At 70.9% G+C, this 19,802-nt stretch carries 18 protein-coding genes; 16 read left to right on the forward strand and 2 right to left on the reverse strand.

Going from position 1 to position 19,802, the window contains the following annotated elements:
• Nucleotides 1–60 precede the first annotated feature (60 nt).
• On the forward strand, nucleotides 61–2,037 hold the full coding sequence (thrS, locus tag IEZ05_RS15120; protein ID WP_189230605.1) for a threonine--tRNA ligase: 1,977 nt from the start codon (nucleotides 61–63) through the stop codon (nucleotides 2,035–2,037).
• An 82-nt stretch (nucleotides 2,038–2,119) separates the two neighbouring features.
• Entirely contained in the window at nucleotides 2,120–2,668 is a 549-nt protein-coding gene (locus IEZ05_RS15125; RefSeq protein WP_189230606.1) for an HIT family protein, read from the forward strand.
• A gap of 126 nt (nucleotides 2,669–2,794) precedes the next feature.
• Here IEZ05_RS15125 and IEZ05_RS15130 read toward each other — a convergent pair whose 3' ends face one another.
• Nucleotides 2,795–4,456 (reverse strand): hypothetical protein, encoded by a 1,662-nt coding sequence (locus IEZ05_RS15130; protein ID WP_189230607.1) that lies wholly within the window; start codon nucleotides 4,454–4,456, stop codon nucleotides 2,795–2,797.
• 218 nt (nucleotides 4,457–4,674) lie between these two features.
• Nucleotides 4,675–6,873 (reverse strand): elongation factor G-like protein EF-G2, encoded by a 2,199-nt coding sequence (locus IEZ05_RS15135; RefSeq protein WP_189230608.1) that lies wholly within the window; start codon nucleotides 6,871–6,873, stop codon nucleotides 4,675–4,677.
• A gap of 218 nt (nucleotides 6,874–7,091) precedes the next feature.
• Here IEZ05_RS15135 and pgsA point away from each other — a divergent pair, with 218 nt between their 5' ends.
• From pgsA to IEZ05_RS15205, 14 genes are all read left to right on the forward strand, one after another.
• On the forward strand, nucleotides 7,092–7,817 hold the full coding sequence (pgsA, locus tag IEZ05_RS15140) for a phosphatidylinositol phosphate synthase (protein WP_189230739.1): 726 nt from the start codon (nucleotides 7,092–7,094) through the stop codon (nucleotides 7,815–7,817).
• The gene (locus IEZ05_RS15145) at nucleotides 7,814–8,743 is read left to right on the forward strand and encodes a phosphatidylinositol mannoside acyltransferase (protein ID WP_189230609.1); all 930 of its coding nucleotides are present in this window, start codon (nucleotides 7,814–7,816) and stop codon (nucleotides 8,741–8,743) included. The genes pgsA and IEZ05_RS15145 overlap by 4 nt, the downstream gene beginning before the upstream one ends.
• On the forward strand, nucleotides 8,740–9,906 hold the full coding sequence (locus IEZ05_RS15150) for a glycosyltransferase family 4 protein (RefSeq protein WP_189230610.1): 1,167 nt from the start codon (nucleotides 8,740–8,742) through the stop codon (nucleotides 9,904–9,906). The genes IEZ05_RS15145 and IEZ05_RS15150 overlap by 4 nt, the downstream gene beginning before the upstream one ends.
• A 147-nt stretch (nucleotides 9,907–10,053) precedes the next feature.
• Nucleotides 10,054–10,596, forward strand: a complete 543-nt coding sequence (locus IEZ05_RS15155) for a LemA family protein (protein WP_189230611.1) — start codon at nucleotides 10,054–10,056, stop codon at nucleotides 10,594–10,596.
• A gap of 125 nt (nucleotides 10,597–10,721) precedes the next feature.
• Nucleotides 10,722–11,633: a pyridoxal 5'-phosphate synthase lyase subunit PdxS gene (gene pdxS, locus IEZ05_RS15160; RefSeq protein ID WP_189230612.1), complete on the forward strand. Its 912-nt coding sequence runs from the start codon at nucleotides 10,722–10,724 to the stop codon at nucleotides 11,631–11,633.
• Between the two features lie 12 nt (nucleotides 11,634–11,645).
• Entirely contained in the window at nucleotides 11,646–12,254 is a 609-nt protein-coding gene (gene pdxT, locus IEZ05_RS15165) for a pyridoxal 5'-phosphate synthase glutaminase subunit PdxT (RefSeq protein ID WP_189230613.1), read from the forward strand.
• Between the two features lie 48 nt (nucleotides 12,255–12,302).
• The gene (locus tag IEZ05_RS15170) at nucleotides 12,303–13,055 is read left to right on the forward strand and encodes a YebC/PmpR family DNA-binding transcriptional regulator (RefSeq protein ID WP_189230614.1); all 753 of its coding nucleotides are present in this window, start codon (nucleotides 12,303–12,305) and stop codon (nucleotides 13,053–13,055) included.
• A 116-nt stretch (nucleotides 13,056–13,171) separates the two neighbouring features.
• Nucleotides 13,172–13,756, forward strand: coding sequence for a crossover junction endodeoxyribonuclease RuvC (gene ruvC, locus IEZ05_RS15175; RefSeq protein ID WP_189230615.1), 585 nt, complete (start codon nucleotides 13,172–13,174; stop codon nucleotides 13,754–13,756).
• Nucleotides 13,753–14,358, forward strand: coding sequence for a Holliday junction branch migration protein RuvA (gene ruvA / locus IEZ05_RS15180; RefSeq protein ID WP_189230616.1), 606 nt, complete (start codon nucleotides 13,753–13,755; stop codon nucleotides 14,356–14,358). The genes ruvC and ruvA overlap by 4 nt, the downstream gene beginning before the upstream one ends.
• Nucleotides 14,359–14,385: 27 nt before the next feature.
• Nucleotides 14,386–15,459, forward strand: a complete 1,074-nt coding sequence (ruvB, locus tag IEZ05_RS15185; protein WP_189230617.1) for a Holliday junction branch migration DNA helicase RuvB — start codon at nucleotides 14,386–14,388, stop codon at nucleotides 15,457–15,459.
• A 175-nt stretch (nucleotides 15,460–15,634) separates the two neighbouring features.
• Nucleotides 15,635–16,129, forward strand: a complete 495-nt coding sequence (gene yajC, locus IEZ05_RS15190) for a preprotein translocase subunit YajC (protein ID WP_189230618.1) — start codon at nucleotides 15,635–15,637, stop codon at nucleotides 16,127–16,129.
• Between the two features lie 122 nt (nucleotides 16,130–16,251).
• Nucleotides 16,252–18,042 (forward strand): protein translocase subunit SecD, encoded by a 1,791-nt coding sequence (secD, locus tag IEZ05_RS15195; protein WP_189230740.1) that lies wholly within the window; start codon nucleotides 16,252–16,254, stop codon nucleotides 18,040–18,042.
• A gap of 3 nt (nucleotides 18,043–18,045) precedes the next feature.
• Entirely contained in the window at nucleotides 18,046–19,158 is a 1,113-nt protein-coding gene (secF, locus tag IEZ05_RS15200) for a protein translocase subunit SecF (RefSeq protein WP_189230619.1), read from the forward strand.
• Complete coding sequence (locus IEZ05_RS15205; protein ID WP_189230620.1) at nucleotides 19,155–19,694, forward strand: adenine phosphoribosyltransferase; 540 nt, start codon at nucleotides 19,155–19,157, stop codon at nucleotides 19,692–19,694. The genes secF and IEZ05_RS15205 overlap by 4 nt, the downstream gene beginning before the upstream one ends.
• Nucleotides 19,695–19,802: the final 108 nt, after the last annotated feature.

Genomic DNA, 19,802 nt, shown 5'->3' on the forward strand with positions numbered 1-19,802 from the left:
CGCCCTCATGCGTGCGCTCCGGTATGGCGCCGCCGCCCCACCTTCAGTCAGGAGAGACCGGTGTCAGACGTCCGTGTGATCATCCAACGCGATTCCGAGCGGGACGAACGCGTGGTGACTACGGGCACTACGGCCGCCGAGCTCTTCGCCGGCGAGCGCTCGATCGTCGCCGCCCGCGTCGGCGGCGAGCTCAAGGACCTCGCGTACGAAGTGAAGGACGGCGAGACCGTCGAGGGCGTCGAGATCTCCTCCGAGGACGGCCTCGCCATCCTGCGCCACTCCACCGCGCACGTCATGGCGCAGGCCGTGCAGGAGCTGTTCCCCGAGGCCAAGCTCGGCATCGGCCCGCCCGTCAAGGACGGCTTCTACTACGACTTCGACGTCGAGAAGCCCTTCCACCCCGATGACCTCAAGGCCATCGAGAAGAAGATGCAGGAGATCCAGAAGCGCGGCCAGCGCTTCTCCCGCCGTGTGGTCACCGACGAGGCCGCCCGCGAGGAGCTCGCCGACGAGCCGTACAAGCTGGAGCTGATCGGCCTCAAGGGCTCCGCCTCGCACGACGACGGCGCGGACGTCGAGGTCGGCGCCGGCGAGCTGACGATCTACGACAACCTGGACGCCAAGACCGGCGAGCTGTGCTGGAAGGACCTCTGCCGCGGTCCCCACCTGCCCACCACCAGGAACATCCCGGCGTTCAAGCTCATGCGCAACGCCGCCGCCTACTGGCGCGGCAGCGAGAAGAACCCGATGCTCCAGCGCATCTACGGCACCGCCTGGCCCTCCAAGGAGGAGCTGAAGGCGCACCTGGAGTTCCTCGCCGAGGCCGAGAAGCGCGACCACCGCAAGCTCGGCAGCGAGCTGGACCTGTTCTCCATCCCGGAGCAGATCGGCTCGGGCCTCGCCGTCTTCCACCCCAAGGGCGGCATCGTCCGCCGGGTCATGGAGGACTACTCGCGGCGCCGCCACGAGGAAGAGGGCTACGAGTTCGTCTACACCCCGCACGCGACGAAGGGGAAGCTCTTCGAGACCTCGGGCCACCTGGACTGGTACGCCGACGGCATGTACCCGCCCATGCAGCTCGACGAGGGCGTGGACTACTACCTCAAGCCCATGAACTGCCCGATGCACAACCTGATCTTCGACGCGCGCGGCCGCTCCTACCGCGAGCTGCCGCTGCGCCTGTTCGAGTTCGGGACCGTGTACCGGTACGAGAAGTCGGGCGTCGTGCACGGCCTCACGCGGGCCCGCGGCTTCACCCAGGACGACGCGCACATCTACTGCACCCGCGAGCAGATGTCGGAGGAGCTCGACAAGACGCTCACCTTCGTGCTGAACCTGCTGCGCGACTACGGCCTGACCGACTTCTACCTGGAGCTGTCCACGAAGGACCCGGAGAAGTTCGTCGGTTCCGACGAGGCCTGGGAAGAGGCCACCGAGACGCTGCGTCAGGTCGCCGAGAAGCAGGGCCTCCCGCTGGTCCCGGACCCGGGCGGTGCCGCCTTCTACGGCCCGAAGATCTCCGTCCAGGCCAAGGACGCCATCGGCCGCACCTGGCAGATGTCGACCATCCAGCTCGACTTCAACCTGCCGGAGCGCTTCAACCTGGAGTACACGGGCGCGGACGGCACCAAGACCCGCCCGGTCATGATCCACCGTGCGCTGTTCGGCTCCATCGAGCGCTTCTTCGCGGTGCTCCTCGAGCACTACGCGGGTGCCTTCCCGGCCTGGCTGGCCCCGGTCCAGGCGATCGGCATCCCGATCGGCGACGCGCACGTCGAGTACCTGGAGAAGTTCGCCGCGGCCGCGAAGCGGCAGGGCCTGCGCGTCGAGGTCGACTCCTCCTCCGACCGCATGCAGAAGAAGATCCGCAACGCCCAGAAGCAGAAGGTGCCCTTCATGGTCATCGCCGGTGACGAGGACATGGCCAACGGCGCCGTCTCCTTCCGCTACCGCGACGGCTCGCAGGAGAACGGCATCCCCGTCGAGGAGGCCATCGCGAAGATCGCGAAGGTCGTCGAGGAGCGGGCGCAGGTCTGACCGTACGGACGGACCCAGGGCCCCCGGGAGCGATCCCGGGGGCCTTTTCCGCGGCCTCCCGGTAACGCCATATGCTGCACGCATGACGAGTGAGCCGGAGCAGCAGATCGGAGTGGGGACGCAGGACGCGTTCCAGCGCCTGTGGACGCCCCACCGGATGGCCTACATCCAGGGCGAGAACAAGCCCAGCGGCCCCGGCGCCGACGACGGCTGTCCCTTCTGCTCGATCCCGGCCAAGTCCGACGAGGACGGGCTCGTCGTCCGGCGCGGCGAGCACGTCTACGCGGTGCTCAACCTGTACCCGTACAACGGCGGCCACCTGATGACGGTGCCGTACCGGCACGTCGCCGACTACACCGACCTGACCGACGCGGAGACGGCCGAGCTGGCACTGCTGACCAAGCAGGCGATGACGGCCCTGCGGGCCGCCTCCGGCGCCCACGGGTTCAACATCGGCATGAACCAGGGCTCGGTGGCCGGCGCGGGCATCGCCGCGCACCTGCACCAGCACATCGTGCCCCGCTGGGGCGGCGACACGAACTTCATGCCGGTCGTCGGCCACACCAAGGTGCTGCCGCAGCTGCTGGGAGACACGCGGAAGATGCTGGCGGAGGCCTGGCCGACGGGCTGACGTAGGGCCCGCGCCGCACCCGTCAGCCCGTCCGGCGTTCGAGGACGAGGCCGTTCAGGCCGAAGGGGGTCTGGGGGCGCAGCCCCCAGCGACGTGCCCGCACGCCCCGGCTGAACCGCCGGAGGTCTACGCGTCGTAGACGTCGGCCTTCCGCGGCGACGGATCCTGCACCGCCGTGCTGAGGAACGACGACCGCGCGCCGAACTTCTCCGTGTCCACGCCGTTCTCCTCCAGCACCCGGATCGCCGCCGAGTGCACCACCCGCAGCACCGGTGTGGCCGCCCGCAGCGCGTCGTCGGCCATGAAGCGGTGCCGCCACGGCTGGTCCGCCCACGCGTGCCGCAGTCCGAAGGGCTCCGGCAGGCCGATCGTGCCGCCGAGCCAGTTCAGCAGGGGCGGGTACCAGGTGAGCGGGGCGCGGACGGCGAGCCGTACCACCTCGTTGGCGGTGACCAGCGGGAGCATCACCTTGCGTGTCTCCCACGGCTTGAACGACTTGGCGACCTCCTTGGACGGGGCCTCCGGCTTGGTCGTGAAGAGCGGGTTGACCGGACCCAGGGCGTGCCCGGTGACCTCGATGCGCAGCGTCGAGTGCAGCACGGTCACCGTGATCAGCATCGTGATGACCAGCTGGCCGTCCCACAGCGTCCACTGGACGCCCAGGTAGTGCCGGTCGCCGGCCCCGAACTGCTGCTTGTTGCAGATGTCCTGGATCGCGTGCGGCTTGACCTGGTAGGCCTCGACGTCCGTGCCCTCCGGACGGGACACCGCCGTGGCCTTCTCCCCGATCGGCGTGACGATCCAGTGCCGTATCGACGGCTTCGTGAAGCCGCCGGTGTTCAGCGGGCCGCGCTCCAGCATGCGCAACTGGTCGTGGATGGACCGTATGACGTCCCAGCTGCGGAACGGGTGGATCTCCCGGGTCGGGTCGGCCGGCACCAGCTCCTCGGCGAGCTGCCAGCTGCCCCACCGCGTGCCCATGCCGAGGATGCCCTTGGGGCCGGCGTAGAAGACGGAGTTGGACTGCTGCTCGGCGCCGAGCTTGGCCAGCGACTGGCGCAGCTGCTCGGCCGCCGTCTCGTTCGGGTTGGTGGGCACCGCCTCGGGCACCTTGGCGCCGACGCCGCTGCCGGACAGCAGACCGTCCCAGCGCTCCCGCAGGTCCCTGGCCGTCCTCTCGCAGATCCGTTTGGCCCAGAACCATCCGACGACGGGCATCACGACGGCCGCACGCGCGTACCAGGCCCAGAAGCCGGAGAACGGCATCTTGAGCAGGAACAGCACCGCGAGGGCGGCGATCGCCACCAGGACGGCGGTGCCCAGGGCCCCGGCCTGCTTGTTCTCCGCCTTGGAGACGGTGGTGCGGATCTGGAAGCCGAGCAGCCAGACCAGCGTGCCCGGCAGGAACAGCAGACCGCACAGCACGCTGACCATGGTCAGCCGGTTGTCACGGGCCTTGCGGATGCCGTTGGCCGCCAGGCAGTGCTCCACGACCACCTGCGGCTCGGCCCCGAAGGACTGGATGAGCGGCTTGCGGTCGCCGCCGAGCATGCGGTCGGCCACCGCGCGGGAGAAGGCCTCGCCCAGATTGGGGCGGAAGATCGTGGCCCAGGAGCGGCCCGGGTTGACGGTCGTCTGGTGCCACTCGTTGTCGGCCTTCTTGATCTCCTCCATCGGGTTGTCCCGGTAGGCGGCCGAGGCCAGCGCGAAGGTGGCCGTCTGCCCCCCGTCGTCCGTACGCGGAACCTGCGGTCCGAAGAAGTCCGCGTAACCGCCGTCAACGGTCATTCCCGCCCCCGATCGCCACCACTGTCGCTCCTGCGGCCTTCCCGACTTCCCTGCCCCGCACACCTGTTGATCAGGTCATCAGCGTATCCGCAGCAGTCGGCGTGCGTCACCGGACGGCCAAAGGCGCCCCCGCGCGCGCCGGTTGACGCCGGGTGCGCCGTCGCGCGCCGGGGCGGCGGGCCTCCGGCGCGGGGCGGCCCACGCCGGTTCGAGCACCGTCACGACGTCGCGTGCACCTCCTCGCGCAGCCGCTCCGCGACCTGCTGCGGCATCGGTTCGTGCCGTGCGTAGCGGCGGTCGAAGCGTGCGGTGCCGTGCGACAGGGAGCGCAGGTCCACCGCGTACCGGCCGATCTCGATCTCGGGCACCTCGGCCCGGATCAGGGTCCGCCCGCCGCTGGTCTGCTCGGTGCCGAGCACCCGGCCGCGCCGCCCCGACAGGTCGCTCATCACGGCGCCCACGTAGTCGTCGCCGACCAGCACGCTCACCTCGGCCACCGGCTCCAGCAGATGGATCCGGGCGTCGGCCGCGGCCTCCCGCAGCGCCAGCGCGCCGGCCGTCTGGAAGGCGGCGTCGGAGGAGTCCACCGAGTGCGCCTTGCCGTCCAGCAGCGTGACGCGGACGTCGATCAGCGGATGGCCCGAGGCGACGCCCTTGGCGGCCTGCGCCCGCACGCCCTTCTCGACCGACGGGATGAACTGCCGGGGCACCGCACCGCCGACCACCTTGTCCACGAACTCGATGCCCGAACCGCCCGGCAGCGGCTCCACCTCGATCTCGCAGATGGCGTACTGCCCGTGCCCGCCGGACTGCTTGACGTGCCGCCCGCGCCCGGCCGCCCGGCTCCCGAAGGTTTCCCGCAGGGACACCTGGTGGGGTACGACGTCGACCTGGACGCCGTACCGGCTGCGCAGCCGCTCCAGGGCGACGTCCGCGTGGGCCTCGCCCAGGCACCACAAGACCACCTGGTGGGTGTCCTGGTTCTGCTCCAGCCGCATCGTCGGGTCCTCGGCGACCAGCCGGGCGAGCCCCTGGGAGAGCTTGTCCTCGTCGGGTTTGCTGTGCGCCTGGATGGCGAGCGGCAGCAACGGGTCGGGCATCTCCCAGGGCGCCATCAGCAACGGGTCGTCCTTGGCCGACAGCGTGTCCCCGGTCTCCGCGCGGCTCAGCTTGGCCACGCACGCCAGGTCGCCCGCGATCACGTGCGTGACCGGCCGCTGCTGCTTGCCGAACGGCGTCGTCAGGGCGCCGATCCGCTCGACGACGTCGTGGTCCTCGTGACCGCGGTCGGCCAGCCCGTGCCCGGAGACGTGCACCGTCTGGTCGGCACGCAGGGTGCCCGAGAAGACGCGGATCAGCGAGATCCGGCCGACGTACGGGTCGGAGGAGGTCTTCACGACCTCCGCGACCAGCGACTCGTCGGGGTCGCACATCCGCAGTTCGCGCGGTGAGCCGTCGGGGGTGGTCACCCGGGGTGCCTCGCGTTCCAACGGCGTCGGGAAGCCGCGGACGATCAGCTCCAGCAGCTCGACGGTGCCCAGTCCCTGCCGGGCGCCCTCGGCGGCGGGAGCGGCGGCCAGAACGGGGAAGAACGCGCCGCGCGCGACGGCCCGTTCCAGGTCCTGGATCAGTGTCCTGACGTCGACCTGCTCGCCGCCGAGGTAGCGGTCCATGAGGGTCTCGTCCTCGCTCTCCGCGATGATCCCCTCGATGAGCCGGTTGCGGGCCTCGTCGATCAGCGGCAGCTGGTCCCCGACGGGTTCGGACTCCTCGCGCACGCCGGAGGAGTAGTCGAACAGCCGCTGCGTGAGCAGCCCCATCAGCCCCGTCACGGGCGCGTGCCCGTCGGGCCCCTGCGGGCCCCGCAGGGGCAGGTACAGCGGCAGTACGGCGTCGGGGTCGTCCGCGCCGAACGCGTCGGCGCAGATCCGCGTCATCTCCTCGAAGTCGGCCCGCGCCGCCTCCAGGTGCGTGACGACGATGGCGCGCGGCATGCCGACGGCCGCGCACTCCTCCCACACCATGCGGGTCGAGCCGTCCACCCCGTCGGAGGCCGAGACGACGAAGAGGGCCGCGTCCGCGGCGCGCAGACCGGCCCTGAGCTCACCGACGAAGTCGGCGTATCCGGGAGTGTCCAGCAGATTGATCTTGATGCCGTCCCATTCCACCGGCACCAGGGAGAGCTGTACCGAGCGTTGCTGCCGGTGCTCGATCTCGTCGTAGTCCGAGACGCAGCCGCCGTCCTCCACGCGGCCGGCCCGGTTCACCGCTCCCGCGGTCAGCGCGAGAGCCTCCACCAGAGTCGTCTTGCCCGATCCGGAGTGGCCGACCAGCACCACATTCCGTACGGACGCGGGGTGGTCGGCCGCCGTTGCCCTGCCGGCGGCTCCGGGGTGGGTATGTGCCTTGTCGCCCATGTCCTTGCCTCCCGTGCACGGTGAGGTCGTTGTGGGCGCGGACGCGCGGGACCGCGTGCACTGGCGGCTCCGGCGACGCCCGCGGTCCTTCGAGATTCCCACTCCCGTCACGCCGCGTCCATACGACGGACGTACGACGGCCCCGGCCCCGGCGCCCACCGGCCGCGGAGCCCGGGGTTCGGGTGCCCGTCCGCCGTGCACGCGCGCGCGTGACTACGATGGGCCAGCCGGTGGCCAGCAAGGGCCGCGCGGCCACACCGACCGTCGGGAAGGCCATGCTGAACAAGTACGCGCGTGCATTTTTTACGCGTGTCCTCACACCGTTCGCCGCGTTTCTCATCCGCAGGGGCGTCAGCCCGGACACGGTCACGCTGATCGGCACCGCCGGTGTGGTCGCGGGTGCGCTGGTCTTCTACCCCATGGGCGAGTTCTTCTGGGGCACGGTCGTGATCACGCTGTTCGTGTTCTCCGACCTCGTCGACGGCAACATGGCACGCCAGCTCGGCCGCTCCAGCCGCTGGGGCGCCTTCCTGGACTCCACCCTGGACCGGGTCGCCGACGGCGCGATCTTCGGCGGCTTCGCCCTCTGGTACGCGGGGCACGGTGACGACAACGTGCTGTGCGCCGTGTCGATCTTCTGCCTGGCCAGCGGACAGGTGGTGTCGTACACCAAGGCGCGCGGCGAGGCGATCGGCCTTCCGGTCGCCGTCAACGGGCTGGTCGAGCGCGCCGAGCGCCTCGTCGTCTCCCTGGTCGCGGCCGGTTTCGCGGGACTGCACAAGTTCGGCGTGCCCGGCATCCAGTACCTGCTGCCGATCGCCCTGTGGATCGTCGCCGTCGGCAGCCTCGTCACGCTGGTCCAGCGTGTCGTCACGGTCCGCCGGGAGTCCGCCGAGGCGGACGCCGCCGCGCAGGAGAACCAGGGCACCGAGGCGGCGAAGTGAGCGCTCGGGACCGGCTGTCCGACGCTCTGTACGGCGCCGGCTGGAGCACCGTCAAGAAGCTCCCCGAGCCGGCCGCGGTGCGGCTCGGCCGTACCGTCGCGGACCTCGCCTGGAAGCAGCGCGGCACGGGTGTGCGGCGGCTGGAGAGCAACTACGCGCGCGTGGTGCCGGGCGCGAGCCCGGAGCGGCTGGCCGAGCTGTCGCGCGCGGGCATGCGCTCGTACCTGCGCTACTGGATGGAGTCCTTCCGGCTGCCCGCCTGGAGCGCCGAGCGCGTCAAGGCGGGGTTCGTCCCCGAGGACCTGCACCACCTGACCGAGGGCATGGACGCGGGCAAGGGCGTGGTACTCGCCCTGCCGCACCTGGCCAACTGGGACCTCGCCGGTGCCTGGGTCACCACCAAGCTGGGCATCCCTTTCACGACGGTCGCCGAGCGCCTCAAGCCGGAGACCCTCTACGACCGCTTCGTCGCCTACCGCGAGGGCCTCGGCATGGAGGTCCTCCCGCACAGCGGCGGCACCGCGTTCGGCACGCTGGCCCGGCGGTTGCGGGACGGCGGCCTGGTCTGCCTGGTCGCCGACCGGGATCTGTCCGCCTCCGGCGTGGAGGTCGACTTCTTCGGCGAGACGGCCCGCATGCCGGCCGGCCCCGCCCTGCTCGCCCAGCAGACCGGCGCACGGCTGCTACCGGTGACGCTCTGGTACGACGACTCGCCGGTCATGCGGGGCCGGGTCCATCCGCCGGTCGAGGTACCCGAGTCAGGTACCCGGCGCGAGAAGACGTCTGTCATGACACAGGCGCTGGCCGACGCCTTCGCCACGGGGATCGCCGACCATCCGGAGGACTGGCACATGCTGCAGCGCTTGTGGCTGAAGGACCTCGACCCGGCCAAGGCACCCACCGCCGGCGAGCGGGACGCGTCGTGAGGATCGGCATCGTCTGCCCGTACTCGTGGGACGTGCCGGGCGGCGTCCAGTTCCACATCCGCGACCTCGCCGAGTACTTCATCCGCCTCGGGCACAAGGTGTCGGTCCTCGCACCCGCCGACGACGACACCCCGCTGCCGCCGTACGTCGTCTCGGCCGGGCGCGCGGTACCGGTGCCGTACAACGGCTCGGTGGCCCGCCTGAACTTCGGCTTCCTGTCGGCGGCCCGGGTACGGCGCTGGCTGCACGACGGCGCGTTCGACGTCATCCACATCCACGAGCCGACCTCGCCGTCGCTGGGCCTGCTGACCTGCTGGGCGGCGCAGGGCCCGATCGTGGCCACCTTCCACACGTCCAACCCGCGCTCGCGGGCGATGATCGCCGCCTACGCGATCCTCCAGGCGGCCCTGGAGAAGATCAGCGCCCGGATCGCGGTGAGCGAGTACGCCCGCCGCACACTCGTCGAGCACCTGGGCGGGGACGCGGTCGTGATCCCCAACGGCGTCGACGTCGGCTTTTTCGCCGGGGCCGAGCCGAACCCCGCCTGGCAGGGCGACACGATCGGCTTCATCGGGCGCATCGACGAACCCCGCAAGGGGCTCCCGGTGCTGATGGGGGCCCTGCCGAAGATCCTCGCGGCGCGTCCGGGGGTCCGGCTGCTGGTCGCCGGGCGCGGCGACGAGAAGGAGGCGGTGGCGTCCCTGCCCGCCGAGCTGCGCTCCCGGGTGGAGTTCCTCGGCATGATCAGCGACGAGGACAAGGCCCGCTTCCTGCGCAGCGTCGACCTGTACGTGGCGCCCAACACGGGCGGCGAGAGCTTCGGCATCATCCTCGTCGAGGCCATGTCGGCGGGCGCCCCCGTGCTCGCCTCCGACCTCGACGCCTTCGCCCAGGTCCTCGACCAGGGGGCGGCCGGCGAGCTCTTCGCCAACGAGGACGCCGACGCGCTGGCCGACGCGGCGGTACGGCTGCTGGCCGACCCGGAGCGCCGGGCCGTGCTGCGGGAACGGGGCAGCGCGCACGTACGGCGCTTCGACTGGTCGACGGTCGGCGCGGACATCCTGTCCGTCTACGAGACGGTGACGGCGGGAGCGGCGGCGGTGGCGGCGGACGACCGGGCGACGGGCCTGCGCGCGAGATTCGGCCTGGCGGCGAAGGACTGAGAGCGGGGGCTGCGGTCCTGACGGGCTGTTTCGGCCCGTCCGGCGTATGAGGACGAGGCCGTCCAGGCCGAAAGCGGGGGTCCGGGGGCGGCAGCCCCCGGTGCCCGCCCCCATCGCCCACCCAGCGGAGCGTTAGGGTTGCCGCCCGTGACTCCAACCCTCATCTGGATCCTGGTCGTCCTCATCGCGATCGGCCTGTACCTCAGCTGGACGGCGGGCCGGCTGGACCGCCTGCACGCCCGCATCGACGCCGCGCGTGCCGCGCTCGACGCCCAGCTGCTGCGCAGGGCCTCCGTGGCCCAGGAACTGGCCACCTCGGGCGTGCTCGACCCGGCCGCCTCGATCGTCCTGTACGAGGCCGCGCACGCCGCCCGGCAGGCCGAGGAGGAGCAGCGCGAGGTCGCCGAGAGCGAGCTGAGCCAGGCCCTGCGGGCGGTGTTCGAGGACGCCCGGCAGGTGGAGGCGGTGCGCGAGGCGCCCGGGGGAGAGGAGGCCGCCCGCGAACTGACCGAGGCGGTCCGCAGGGTGCCGATGGCCCGGCGCTTCCACAACGACGCCGTGGGCGCCGCGCGCCGCCTGCGCGAACACCGCAAGGTCCGCTGGTTCCGGCTGGCCGGACACGCCCCCTTCCCGCTGGCCTTCGAGATGGACGACGAGCCCCCGGCCGCGCTGGTGGACAGGGGCGCCTAGCCGCCGTTTCGGCCCCTTCGCCCCGCAAAAGGATCCACCGGCTGCCCATTGGCCCTTGCTGTGGCCTGGTCCAATCGCGTTTCCTCAGTGCTGCAGAAACCCCCTTTCTCTTCAGCGAGGTACCCGTGTCCAGCACGCTCTCCGAAAACCAGGCCCCCGAGACCGGCACCGCCCGTGTGAAGCGCGGCATGGCCGAGCAGCTCAAGGGCGGCGTGATCATGGATGTCGTCACGCCGGAGCAGGCGAAGATCGCCGAGGACGCGGGCGCCGTCGCCGTCATGGCCCTGGAGCGCGTCCCGGCCGACATCCGCAAGGACGGCGGGGTGGCCCGCATGTCCGACCCGGACATGATCGAGGGCATCATCAACGCGGTCTCCATCCCGGTGATGGCCAAGTCCCGCATCGGCCACTTCGTAGAGGCCCAGGTCCTGCAGTCCCTCGGCGTGGACTACATCGACGAGTCCGAGGTCCTCACCCCGGCCGACGAGGTCAACCACAGCGACAAGTTCGCCTTCACGACCCCCTTCGTCTGCGGCGCCACCAACCTCGGCGAGGCCCTGCGCCGCATCGCCGAGGGCGCGGCCATGATCCGCTCCAAGGGCGAGGCCGGCACCGGCAACGTCGTCGAGGCCGTCCGCCACCTGCGCCAGATCAAGAACGAGATCGCCCGCCTGCGCGGCTACGACAACAACGAGCTGTACGCCGCCGCCAAGGAGCTGCGCGCCCCGTACGAGCTGGTCCGCGAGGTCGCCGAGCTGGGCAAGCTCCCGGTCGTCCTGTTCTCCGCCGGCGGCGTCGCCACCCCCGCCGACGCCGCGCTGATGCGCCAGCTCGGCGCCGAGGGCGTCTTCGTCGGCTCCGGCATCTTCAAGTCGGGCGACCCGGCCAAGCGCGCCGCCGCCATCGTGAAGGCCACCACCTTCTACGACGACCCGAAGATCATCGCGGACGCGTCCCGCAACCTCGGCGAGGCCATGGTCGGCATCAACTGCGACACCCTCCCCGAGACCGAGCGCTACGCCAACCGCGGCTGGTAAGGCACCGAACCCATGAGTGACACCCCCGTCATCGGCGTCCTGGCCCTCCAGGGCGACGTACGGGAGCACCTCGTCGCCCTGGCCGCGGCCGATGCCGTGGCCAGGCCGGTCAGGCGCCCCGAAGAACTCGCCGAGGTCGACGGCCTCGTCCTGCCCGGCGGCGAGTCCACCACCATCTCCAAGCTGGCCGTCCTCTTCGGCGTGATGGAGCCCCTCCGCGCGCGCGTGCGCGACGGCATGCCCGTCTACGGCACCTGCGCCGGCATGATCATGCTGGCCGACAAGATCCTCGACCCGCGCTCGGGCCAGGAGACCGTCGGCGGCATCGACATGATCGTGCGCCGCAACGCCTTCGGACGGCAGAACGAGTCCTTCGAAGCGGCCGTCGACATCGCGGGCGTGGCGGGCGATCCGGTCGAGGGCGTCTTCATCCGCGCCCCCTGGGTCGAGTCCGTGGGCGCGGCGGCCGAGGTGCTCGCCGAGCACGACGGCCACATCGTCGCGGTCCGCCAGGGCAACGCGCTGGCCACGTCGTTCCATCCGGAGCTGACCGGCGACCACCGCGTCCACCGCCTCTTCGCCGACATGGTGCGCGCGAACCGGGCGGCGGAGTCCTTGTAGGATTCCTGCGTTCGTTGCAGAGATGGGTTACGCGAAGGAGACAGGCAGATGTCCGGCCACTCTAAATGGGCTACGACGAAGCACAAGAAGGCCGTGATCGACGCCAAGCGCGGCAAGCTCTTCGCGAAGCTGATCAAGAACATCGAGGTCGCGGCGCGCATGGGCGGCGTCGACATCGAGGGCAACCCGACGCTGTACGACGCCATCCAGAAGGCGAAGAAGCAGTCGGTCCCCAACAAGAACATCGACTCCGCGGTCAAGCGCGGCGGCGGCCTGGAGGCCGGTGGCGCCGACTACGAGACGATCATGTACGAGGGTTACGGTCCCAACGGTGTCGCGGTGCTCATCGAGTGCCTCACCGACAACCGCAACCGCGCCGCCTCCGACGTCCGTGTCGCCATGACCCGCAACGGCGGCTCCATGGCCGACCCGGGATCGGTGTCGTACCTGTTCAACCGCAAGGGCGTCGTGATCGTCCCCAAGGGCGAGCTGAGCGAGGACGACGTGCTCGGCGCCGTCCTGGACGCGGGCGCCGAGGAGGTCAACGACCTCGGCGAGACCTTCGAGGTCATCAGCGAGGCCACCGACCTGGTCGCGGTGCGCACCGCCCTCCAGGACGCCGGCATCGACTACGAGTCCGCCGACGCCAACTTCGTCCCGACCATGCAGGTCGAGCTGGACGAGGAAGGCGCCCGGAAGATCTTCAAGCTGATCGACGCCCTCGAGGACAGCGACGACGTGCAGAACGTCTTCGCCAACTTCGACGTCAGCGACGAGGTCATGGAGAAGGTCGACGCGTAGCGTCCGCACACGCAGCGGCATCCCGGCGGGCCGGGGGACACGTCCCCCGGCCCGCCGCCGTTGTCGGTGGCACCCGATAGCCTGCACAAACAGGTGATCGACGGGAGGGCGTAGGCGTGCGTGTACTGGGGGTGGACCCGGGGCTGACCCGCTGCGGCATCGGTGTCGTCGAGGGCGTCGCGGGCAGGCCGCTGACCATGCTCGGCGTCGGCGTCGTCCGCACCCCCGCGGACGCCGACCTCGGCCACCGCCTCGTCGCCGTCGAGCAGGGCATCGAGCAGTGGCTGGACGAGCACCGCCCCGAGTTCGTCGCCGTGGAGCGCGTCTTCAGCCAGCACAACGTCCGCACGGTGATGGGCACCGCACAGGCCAGCGCCGTCGCCATCCTGTGCGCCTCGCGCCGCGGCATCCCCGTCGCCCTGCACACCCCGAGCGAGGTCAAGGCCGCCGTCACCGGCAGCGGACGCGCCGACAAGGCCCAGGTAGGCGCCATGGTCACCCGCCTGCTGCGGCTGGCCGCGCCCCCGAAGCCCGCCGACGCCGCCGACGCGCTCGCCCTGGCCATCTGCCACATCTGGCGCGCCCCCGCGCAGAACCGGCTCCAGCAGGCCGCCGCCCAGCACGCCTCCCGGGTCCTCCAGGCCCCGAGGAACCCGCGCACCCCCAAAGCCCCGCACGCACCGAAAGGCCACACGGCATGATCGCCTTCGTCAGCGGCACGGTCGCCGCCCTCGCCCCCGACACCGCGGTGGTCGAGGTCGGCGGTGTCGGCATGGCCGTCCAGTGCACGCCGAACACGCTCTCCACCCTCCGCGTCGGCAAGCCCGCCAAGCTCGCCACCTCCCTCGTCGTCCGCGAGGACTCCCTGACGCTGTACGGCTTCGCCGACGACGACGAACGCCAGGTCTTCGAGCTGCTCCAGACCGCCAGCGGCGTCGGCCCCCGCCTGGCGCAGGCCATGCTCGCCGTGCACAGCCCCGACGCCCTGCGCCGAGCCGTCTCCACCGGGGACGAGAAGGCCCTCACCGCCGTGCCGGGCATCGGCAAGAAGGGCGCCCAGAAACTCCTCCTGGAACTGAAGGACCGCCTCGGCGCACCCGTCGGGTCCCCCGCCGTCGGCGCCCCGGTCAGTGCCGGCTGGCGCGACCAGCTGCACGCCGCCCTGATCGGTCTGGGGTACGCGACCCGAGAGGCCGACGAGGCCGTGTCCGCCGTGGCGCCCCAGGCGGAGGCCGCCGGCGGCACGCCCCAGGTGGGGCAGCTGCTCAAGGCAGCCCTGCAGACACTGAACCGCGCCCGATAGTCCGTAGCGAGAGCCGAGGCACACCTCATGAACTGGGACGACACGACCGACGCCGAGGCCGCCGGAGAGCGGCTGGTGGGCTCGGTCGCCGACGGCGAGGACCAGGCCGTGGAGGCGGCCCTGCGCCCCAAGGACCTGGGCGAGTTCATCGGCCAGGAGAAGGTCCGTGAGCAGCTCGACCTGGTGCTGCGCGCCGCACGCGCCCGGGGGGCCACGGCCGACCACGTCCTGCTCTCCGGCGCCCCCGGCCTCGGCAAGACCACCCTCTCCATGATCATCGCGGCCGAGATGGGCGCGCCGATCCGCATCACCTCCGGCCCCGCCATCCAGCACGCCGGAGACCTCGCCGCGATCCTCTCCTCCCTCCAGGAGGGCGAGGTCCTCTTCCTGGACGAGATCCACCGCATGTCCCGGCCCGCCGAGGAGATGCTCTACATGGCGATGGAGGACTTCCGCGTCGACGTCATCGTCGGCAAGGGGCCGGGCGCCACCGCGATCCCGCTCGAACTTCCCCCGTTCACCCTGGTCGGCGCCACCACCCGCGCGGGCCTGCTGCCGCCCCCGCTGCGCGACCGCTTCGGCTTCACCGCGCACATGGAGTTCTACGGACCGCCCGAGCTGGAACGCGTCGTCCACCGCTCCGCGGGCCTGCTCGACGTCGAGATCGACCCCGCGGGCGCCGCAGAGATCGCCGGCCGCTCCCGCGGCACCCCCCGCATCGCCAACCGACTGCTGCGCCGCGTCCGCGACTACGCCCAGGTCAAGGCCGACGGAGTGATCACCCAGGAGATCGCCGCCGCCGCCCTCGCGGTCTACGAGGTCGACGCCCGGGGCCTGGACCGCCTCGACCGGGCCGTGCTGCAGGCGCTGCTCAAGCTGTTCGGCGGCGGTCCGGTCGGCCTCTCCACGCTCGCCGTCGCCGTGGGGGAGGAGCGTGAGACAGTGGAAGAGGTCGCCGAACCCTTCCTCGTACGGGAGGGCCTCCTGGCCCGCACCCCTCGCGGACGGGTCGCGACCCCGGCAGCATGGGCGCATCTCGGCCTCACCCCGCCGCGTGCGCAGAATTCCGGAAACGGACAAGGGGACTTGTTCGGGGCGTGACGCCCCCGTCACGACGAGGACATTCGCCGGAGCAGGAACCCCGGTGCCATGCTGAGCGTTGTTCCATGCGCGCGGACTCGCTTAGACTCCGCCGATGCCGCCCCTGTCGGCGGCGCACACACCCCCAACCATCAGGCCGCTCACCATCGCGGTCGTGTGAAGGAAGTACCGACCCGTGAGTCTCGTGACCCTCCTCCCGTTCATCGTGCTCATCGGGGCCATGTTCCTGATGACCCGGTCGGCGAAGAAGAAGCAGCAGCAGGCCGCCGACATGCGGAACCAGATGCAGCCCGGTTCCGGTGTCCGCACCATCGGGGGCATGTACGCCACGGTCAAGGAGGTCAGCGAGGACACGGTCCTCCTCGACGCCGGTCCGGGCGTCGAGCTGCTCTTCGCCAAGAACTCCATCGGTGCCGTCCTCACCGACGACGAGTACAACCGCATCGTCCACGGCATCGAGCACGACCTGAAGTCCGACGCCGACGTCGTTCCGGACGACGCCTCCTCCCTCACCGAGACCGACGCCCCGGCCGCCGACGAGTCCGACGACAAGTCCGTCGACCTCGGCAAGAAGGACGCGGCCGACGAGCCGACGGCCGACGCCGCGCCCGCCGAGGCGAAGGCGGACGAGCAGCCGAAGAAGTCCGACGGCGGCTCCGAGGCGAAGTAGCCGCGCCCCGAGGTGCGCGGACCGTTCCCGTGCACCCCGCGCGTCGCGCGGATCCCCACACCATGTGATGGCCGCCGGTGCGCCGTCCCGGCGTGACGCGGCTCGAGAGGGAGTACGAACAGGTGGTAGCACCTAAAAAGGGAAAGACCGCGAGCGCTCAGAGCAAGCCCGGGCGCTCGCTGGCCCTGATCGTGATCGTCATCGCGGCGCTCACGGGAGGCATGTTCGCCTCCGGACACACGACTCCGCGTCTCGGGATCGACCTGGCCGGCGGCACGAGCATCACCCTCAGGGCGGTCTCGGAACCCGGCCAGGAATCCGCGATCAACAAGACCAACATGGACACCGCCGTTGACATCATGAACAACCGTGTCAACGGTCTGGGTGTCTCCGAGGCCGAGGTTCAGACCCAGGGCGACCGGAACATCATCGTCAACATCCCCAAGGGTACGAACTCCAAGGAAGCCCGGGCCCAGGTCGGCACCACCGCCAAGCTCTACTTCCGTCCGGTCCTCGCCACCGAACTCTCCGGTGCCGCCGCGACGGGCAGCCCCACGCCGAGCGCCTCCGGCGCCTCGGACAAGGCGACCGACAAGGCGACCGACAAGGCGACCGACACCGACAAGGCGACCGACGAGAAGGCGAGCTCTTCGCCGTCCGACGCCGCCTCGGCCAGTGCCACCACCCAGGGCCGCGCGGTCACCGACGCCCTGAAGGCCGACCCCAGCCCGTCCGCCTCCGGCAAGGCCACCGGCGACGCCTCCCCGTCCCCGAGTGCCAGCGCCTCCGGCGACGACGCGGCCGCCAAGCTCCAGGCCCAGTACGCGGCCCTCGACTGCACGAAGAAGGCGGACCGCGCCAAGGCCGGCGACGGCGCCAAGCCCGGCGACTCGACGGTGGCCTGCGGCCAGAACTCGCAGGGCCAGTGGCAGAAGTACATCCTCGGCCCCGCCGCGGTCGACGGCACCGACGTCGACAAGGCCCAGGCGGTCTTCAACACGCAGACCGCCGCCGGCTGGACCGTCACGATGAAGTTCACGGACTCCGGCTCCAAGAAGTTCGCGGACATCACCGGCCAGCTGGCCCAGAACCAGTCCCCGCAGAACCAGTTCGCCATCGTCCTGGACAACGAGGTCGTCTCCGACCCGTACGTCAGCCAGGCCCTGACCGGCGGCAACGCGGAGATCTCCGGCAGCTTCGACCAGGAAGAGGCGCAGAGCCTCGCCAACATGCTGTCCTACGGTGCCCTGCCGCTGAGCTTCAAGGAGGACAGCGTCACCACCGTCACCGCCGCGCTCGGCGGTGAGCAGCTCAAGGCCGGTCTGATCGCCGGCGCGATCGGCCTCGCGCTGGTCGTGCTCTACCTGCTGCTCTACTACCGCGGTCTGTCGTTCATCGCCGTCGCCTCGCTGCTGGTGTCCGCGGGCCTGACGTACGTGATCATGGCGTTGCTCGGCCCGACCATCGGCTTCGCGCTGAACCTGCCGGCCGTCTGCGGAGCCATCGTCGCCATCGGCATCACGGCGGACTCGTTCATCGTGTACTTCGAACGCGTCCGCGACGAGATCCGCGAAGGACGCTCGCTGCGCCCCGCGGTCGAGCGTGGCTGGCCGCGCGCCCGGCGCACCATCCTGGTCTCCGACTTCGTGTCGTTCCTCGCCGCGGCGGTGCTCTTCATCGTCACCGTCGGCAAGGTCCAGGGCTTCGCGTTCACGCTGGGTCTGACCACCCTGCTCGACGTGGTGGTGGTGTTCCTCTTCACCAAGCCGCTGCTCACGCTGATGGCCCGCCGCAAGTTCTTCGCGAGCGGCCACAAGTGGTCCGGCCTCGATCCGAAGAGCCTGGGTGCCAAGCCGCCGCTCCGCCGCACCCGCCGTCCGTCCGCCGGCCCTGTCGACCCGAAGGAGGCGTGAGAGATGTCGAAACTCGGCAAGCTCGGCGCCCGGCTGCACCATGGCGAGGTCGGCTACGACTTCATCAAGAACCGCAAGATCTGGTACGGCATCTCCATCCTGATCACCATCACGGCGATCGTGGGCCTGGCGGTGCGCGGCCTGCACATGGGCATCGAGTTCCAGGGCGGTGCGGTCTTCACCAGCCCGAAGAACATGAGCGCCTCGGTGTCGCAGGCGGAGACGTACGCGGAGGAGGCCTCCGGCCACGACGCGATCGTCCAGAAGCTCGGCGACGGCAGCCTGCGCATCCAGATCGCGGGCATCGACACCGACAAGTCGGACCAGATCAAGGACGACCTCGCCAAGGACCTGAAGGTCGACGCGGAGAAGATCAACGCCGACCTGGTCGGCCCCAGCTGGGGTGACCAGATCGCGAACAAGGCCTGGCAGGGCCTCGGGATCTTCATGGTCCTCGTCGTGATCTACCTGGCGATCGCCTTCGAGTGGCGCATGGCGCTCGCCGCGTTCATCGCGCTGATCCACGACATCACCATCACCACCGGCATCTACGCCCTCGTCGGCTTCGAGGTCACGCCGGGCACGGTGATCGGTCTGCTCACGATCCTCGGTTACTCGCTCTACGACACGGTCGTCGTCTTCGACAGCCTCAAGGAGCAGACGAAGGACATCACCAAGCAGAACCGCTGGACCTACAGCGAGATCGCCAACCGTTCGATCAACAGCACCCTGGTCCGCTCCATCAACACCACGGTGGTCGCGCTGCTCCCGGTGGGCGGCCTGCTGTTCATCGGTGGCGGTGTCCTGGGCGCCGGCATGCTCAACGACATCTCGCTGTCGCTGTTCGTGGGCCTCGCGGCCGGTGCGTACTCCTCGATCTTCATCGCCACGCCGCTGGTCGCCGACCTCAAGGAGGCCGAGCCGCAGATGAAGGCCCTCAAGAAGCGCGTCCTCGCCAAGCGCGCCCAGGGCGGGGCCGAGCCGGCGGAGGCACCCGTCACCGACGGGCCGTACGACGACGAGGACGACGACGTCGCCCCCGCGGTCGTCGGCCCCCGCAACCAGCCCGCGTCCCGCAACCGGGGCCGCGGCCGACCCTCGGGGAAGCGCCGATGACCGGTATCCAGGAACTGCTGCTCAGCCGCATCCGCGACGTGGCCGACTACCCGGAGCCGGGCGTGGTGTTCAAGGACATCACCCCGCTCCTGGCCGACCCGGCGGCGTTCACCGCGCTCACCGACGCCCTCGCCGAGGTCGCCGGGCGGACCGGCGCCACCAAGGTCGTCGGGCTGGAGGCCCGGGGCTTCATCCTCGGCGCCCCGGTCGCCCTGCGCTCCGGCCTCGGCTTCGTCCCCGTGCGCAAGGCGGGCAAGCTCCCCGGAGCCACTCTCGGCCAGGCCTACGACCTGGAGTACGGGTCGGCCGAGATCGAGGTGCACGCCGAGGACCTGAGCGCCGACGACCGCGTGCTGATCGTCGACGACGTCCTCGCCACCGGAGGCACCGCCGAGGCATCCGTCCAGCTCATCCGCAGGGCGGGCGCGCAGGTCGCGGGCCTCGCCGTGCTGATGGAGCTGGGCTTCCTCGACGGGCGTGCGCGGCTGGAGCCCGCTCTGGCCGGCGCCCCGCTGGAGGCGCTGCTCACCGTCTGACGCGGCCTGTGCCGCACAGGGAGGCGGGCCCGGAGGAATCCGGCGCCCGCCTCAGGCGTTTCTCCCGTCGAGGGCCCTCATTCGGCCTGAAGGCGATCCTGGAGGGCA

The sequence above is a fragment of the Streptomyces flaveolus genome, assembly GCF_014648815.1.
GTDB lineage: Bacteria > Actinomycetota > Actinomycetes > Streptomycetales > Streptomycetaceae > Streptomyces > Streptomyces flaveolus.

What these genes read in the sequence shown, in the direction of transcription:
- secF (WP_189230619.1), top strand. Translation starts at nt 18,046, where the DNA reads ATGTCGAAACTCGGCAAGCTCGGCGCCCGGCTGCACCATGGCGAGGTC.
- IEZ05_RS15130 (WP_189230607.1), bottom strand. Translation starts at nt 4,456, where the DNA reads ATGACCGTTGACGGCGGTTACGCGGACTTCTTCGGACCGCAGGTTCCG.
- ruvB (WP_189230617.1), top strand. Translation starts at nt 14,386, where the DNA reads ATGAACTGGGACGACACGACCGACGCCGAGGCCGCCGGAGAGCGGCTG.
- ruvA (WP_189230616.1), top strand. Translation starts at nt 13,753, where the DNA reads ATGATCGCCTTCGTCAGCGGCACGGTCGCCGCCCTCGCCCCCGACACC.
- IEZ05_RS15205 (WP_189230620.1), top strand. Translation starts at nt 19,155, where the DNA reads ATGACCGGTATCCAGGAACTGCTGCTCAGCCGCATCCGCGACGTGGCC.
- pdxT (WP_189230613.1), top strand. Translation starts at nt 11,646, where the DNA reads ATGAGTGACACCCCCGTCATCGGCGTCCTGGCCCTCCAGGGCGACGTA.
- IEZ05_RS15170 (WP_189230614.1), top strand. Translation starts at nt 12,303, where the DNA reads ATGTCCGGCCACTCTAAATGGGCTACGACGAAGCACAAGAAGGCCGTG.
- IEZ05_RS15125 (WP_189230606.1), top strand. Translation starts at nt 2,120, where the DNA reads ATGACGAGTGAGCCGGAGCAGCAGATCGGAGTGGGGACGCAGGACGCG.
- pgsA (WP_189230739.1), top strand. Translation starts at nt 7,092, where the DNA reads ATGGGCCAGCCGGTGGCCAGCAAGGGCCGCGCGGCCACACCGACCGTC.
- IEZ05_RS15135 (WP_189230608.1), bottom strand. Translation starts at nt 6,873, where the DNA reads ATGGGCGACAAGGCACATACCCACCCCGGAGCCGCCGGCAGGGCAACG.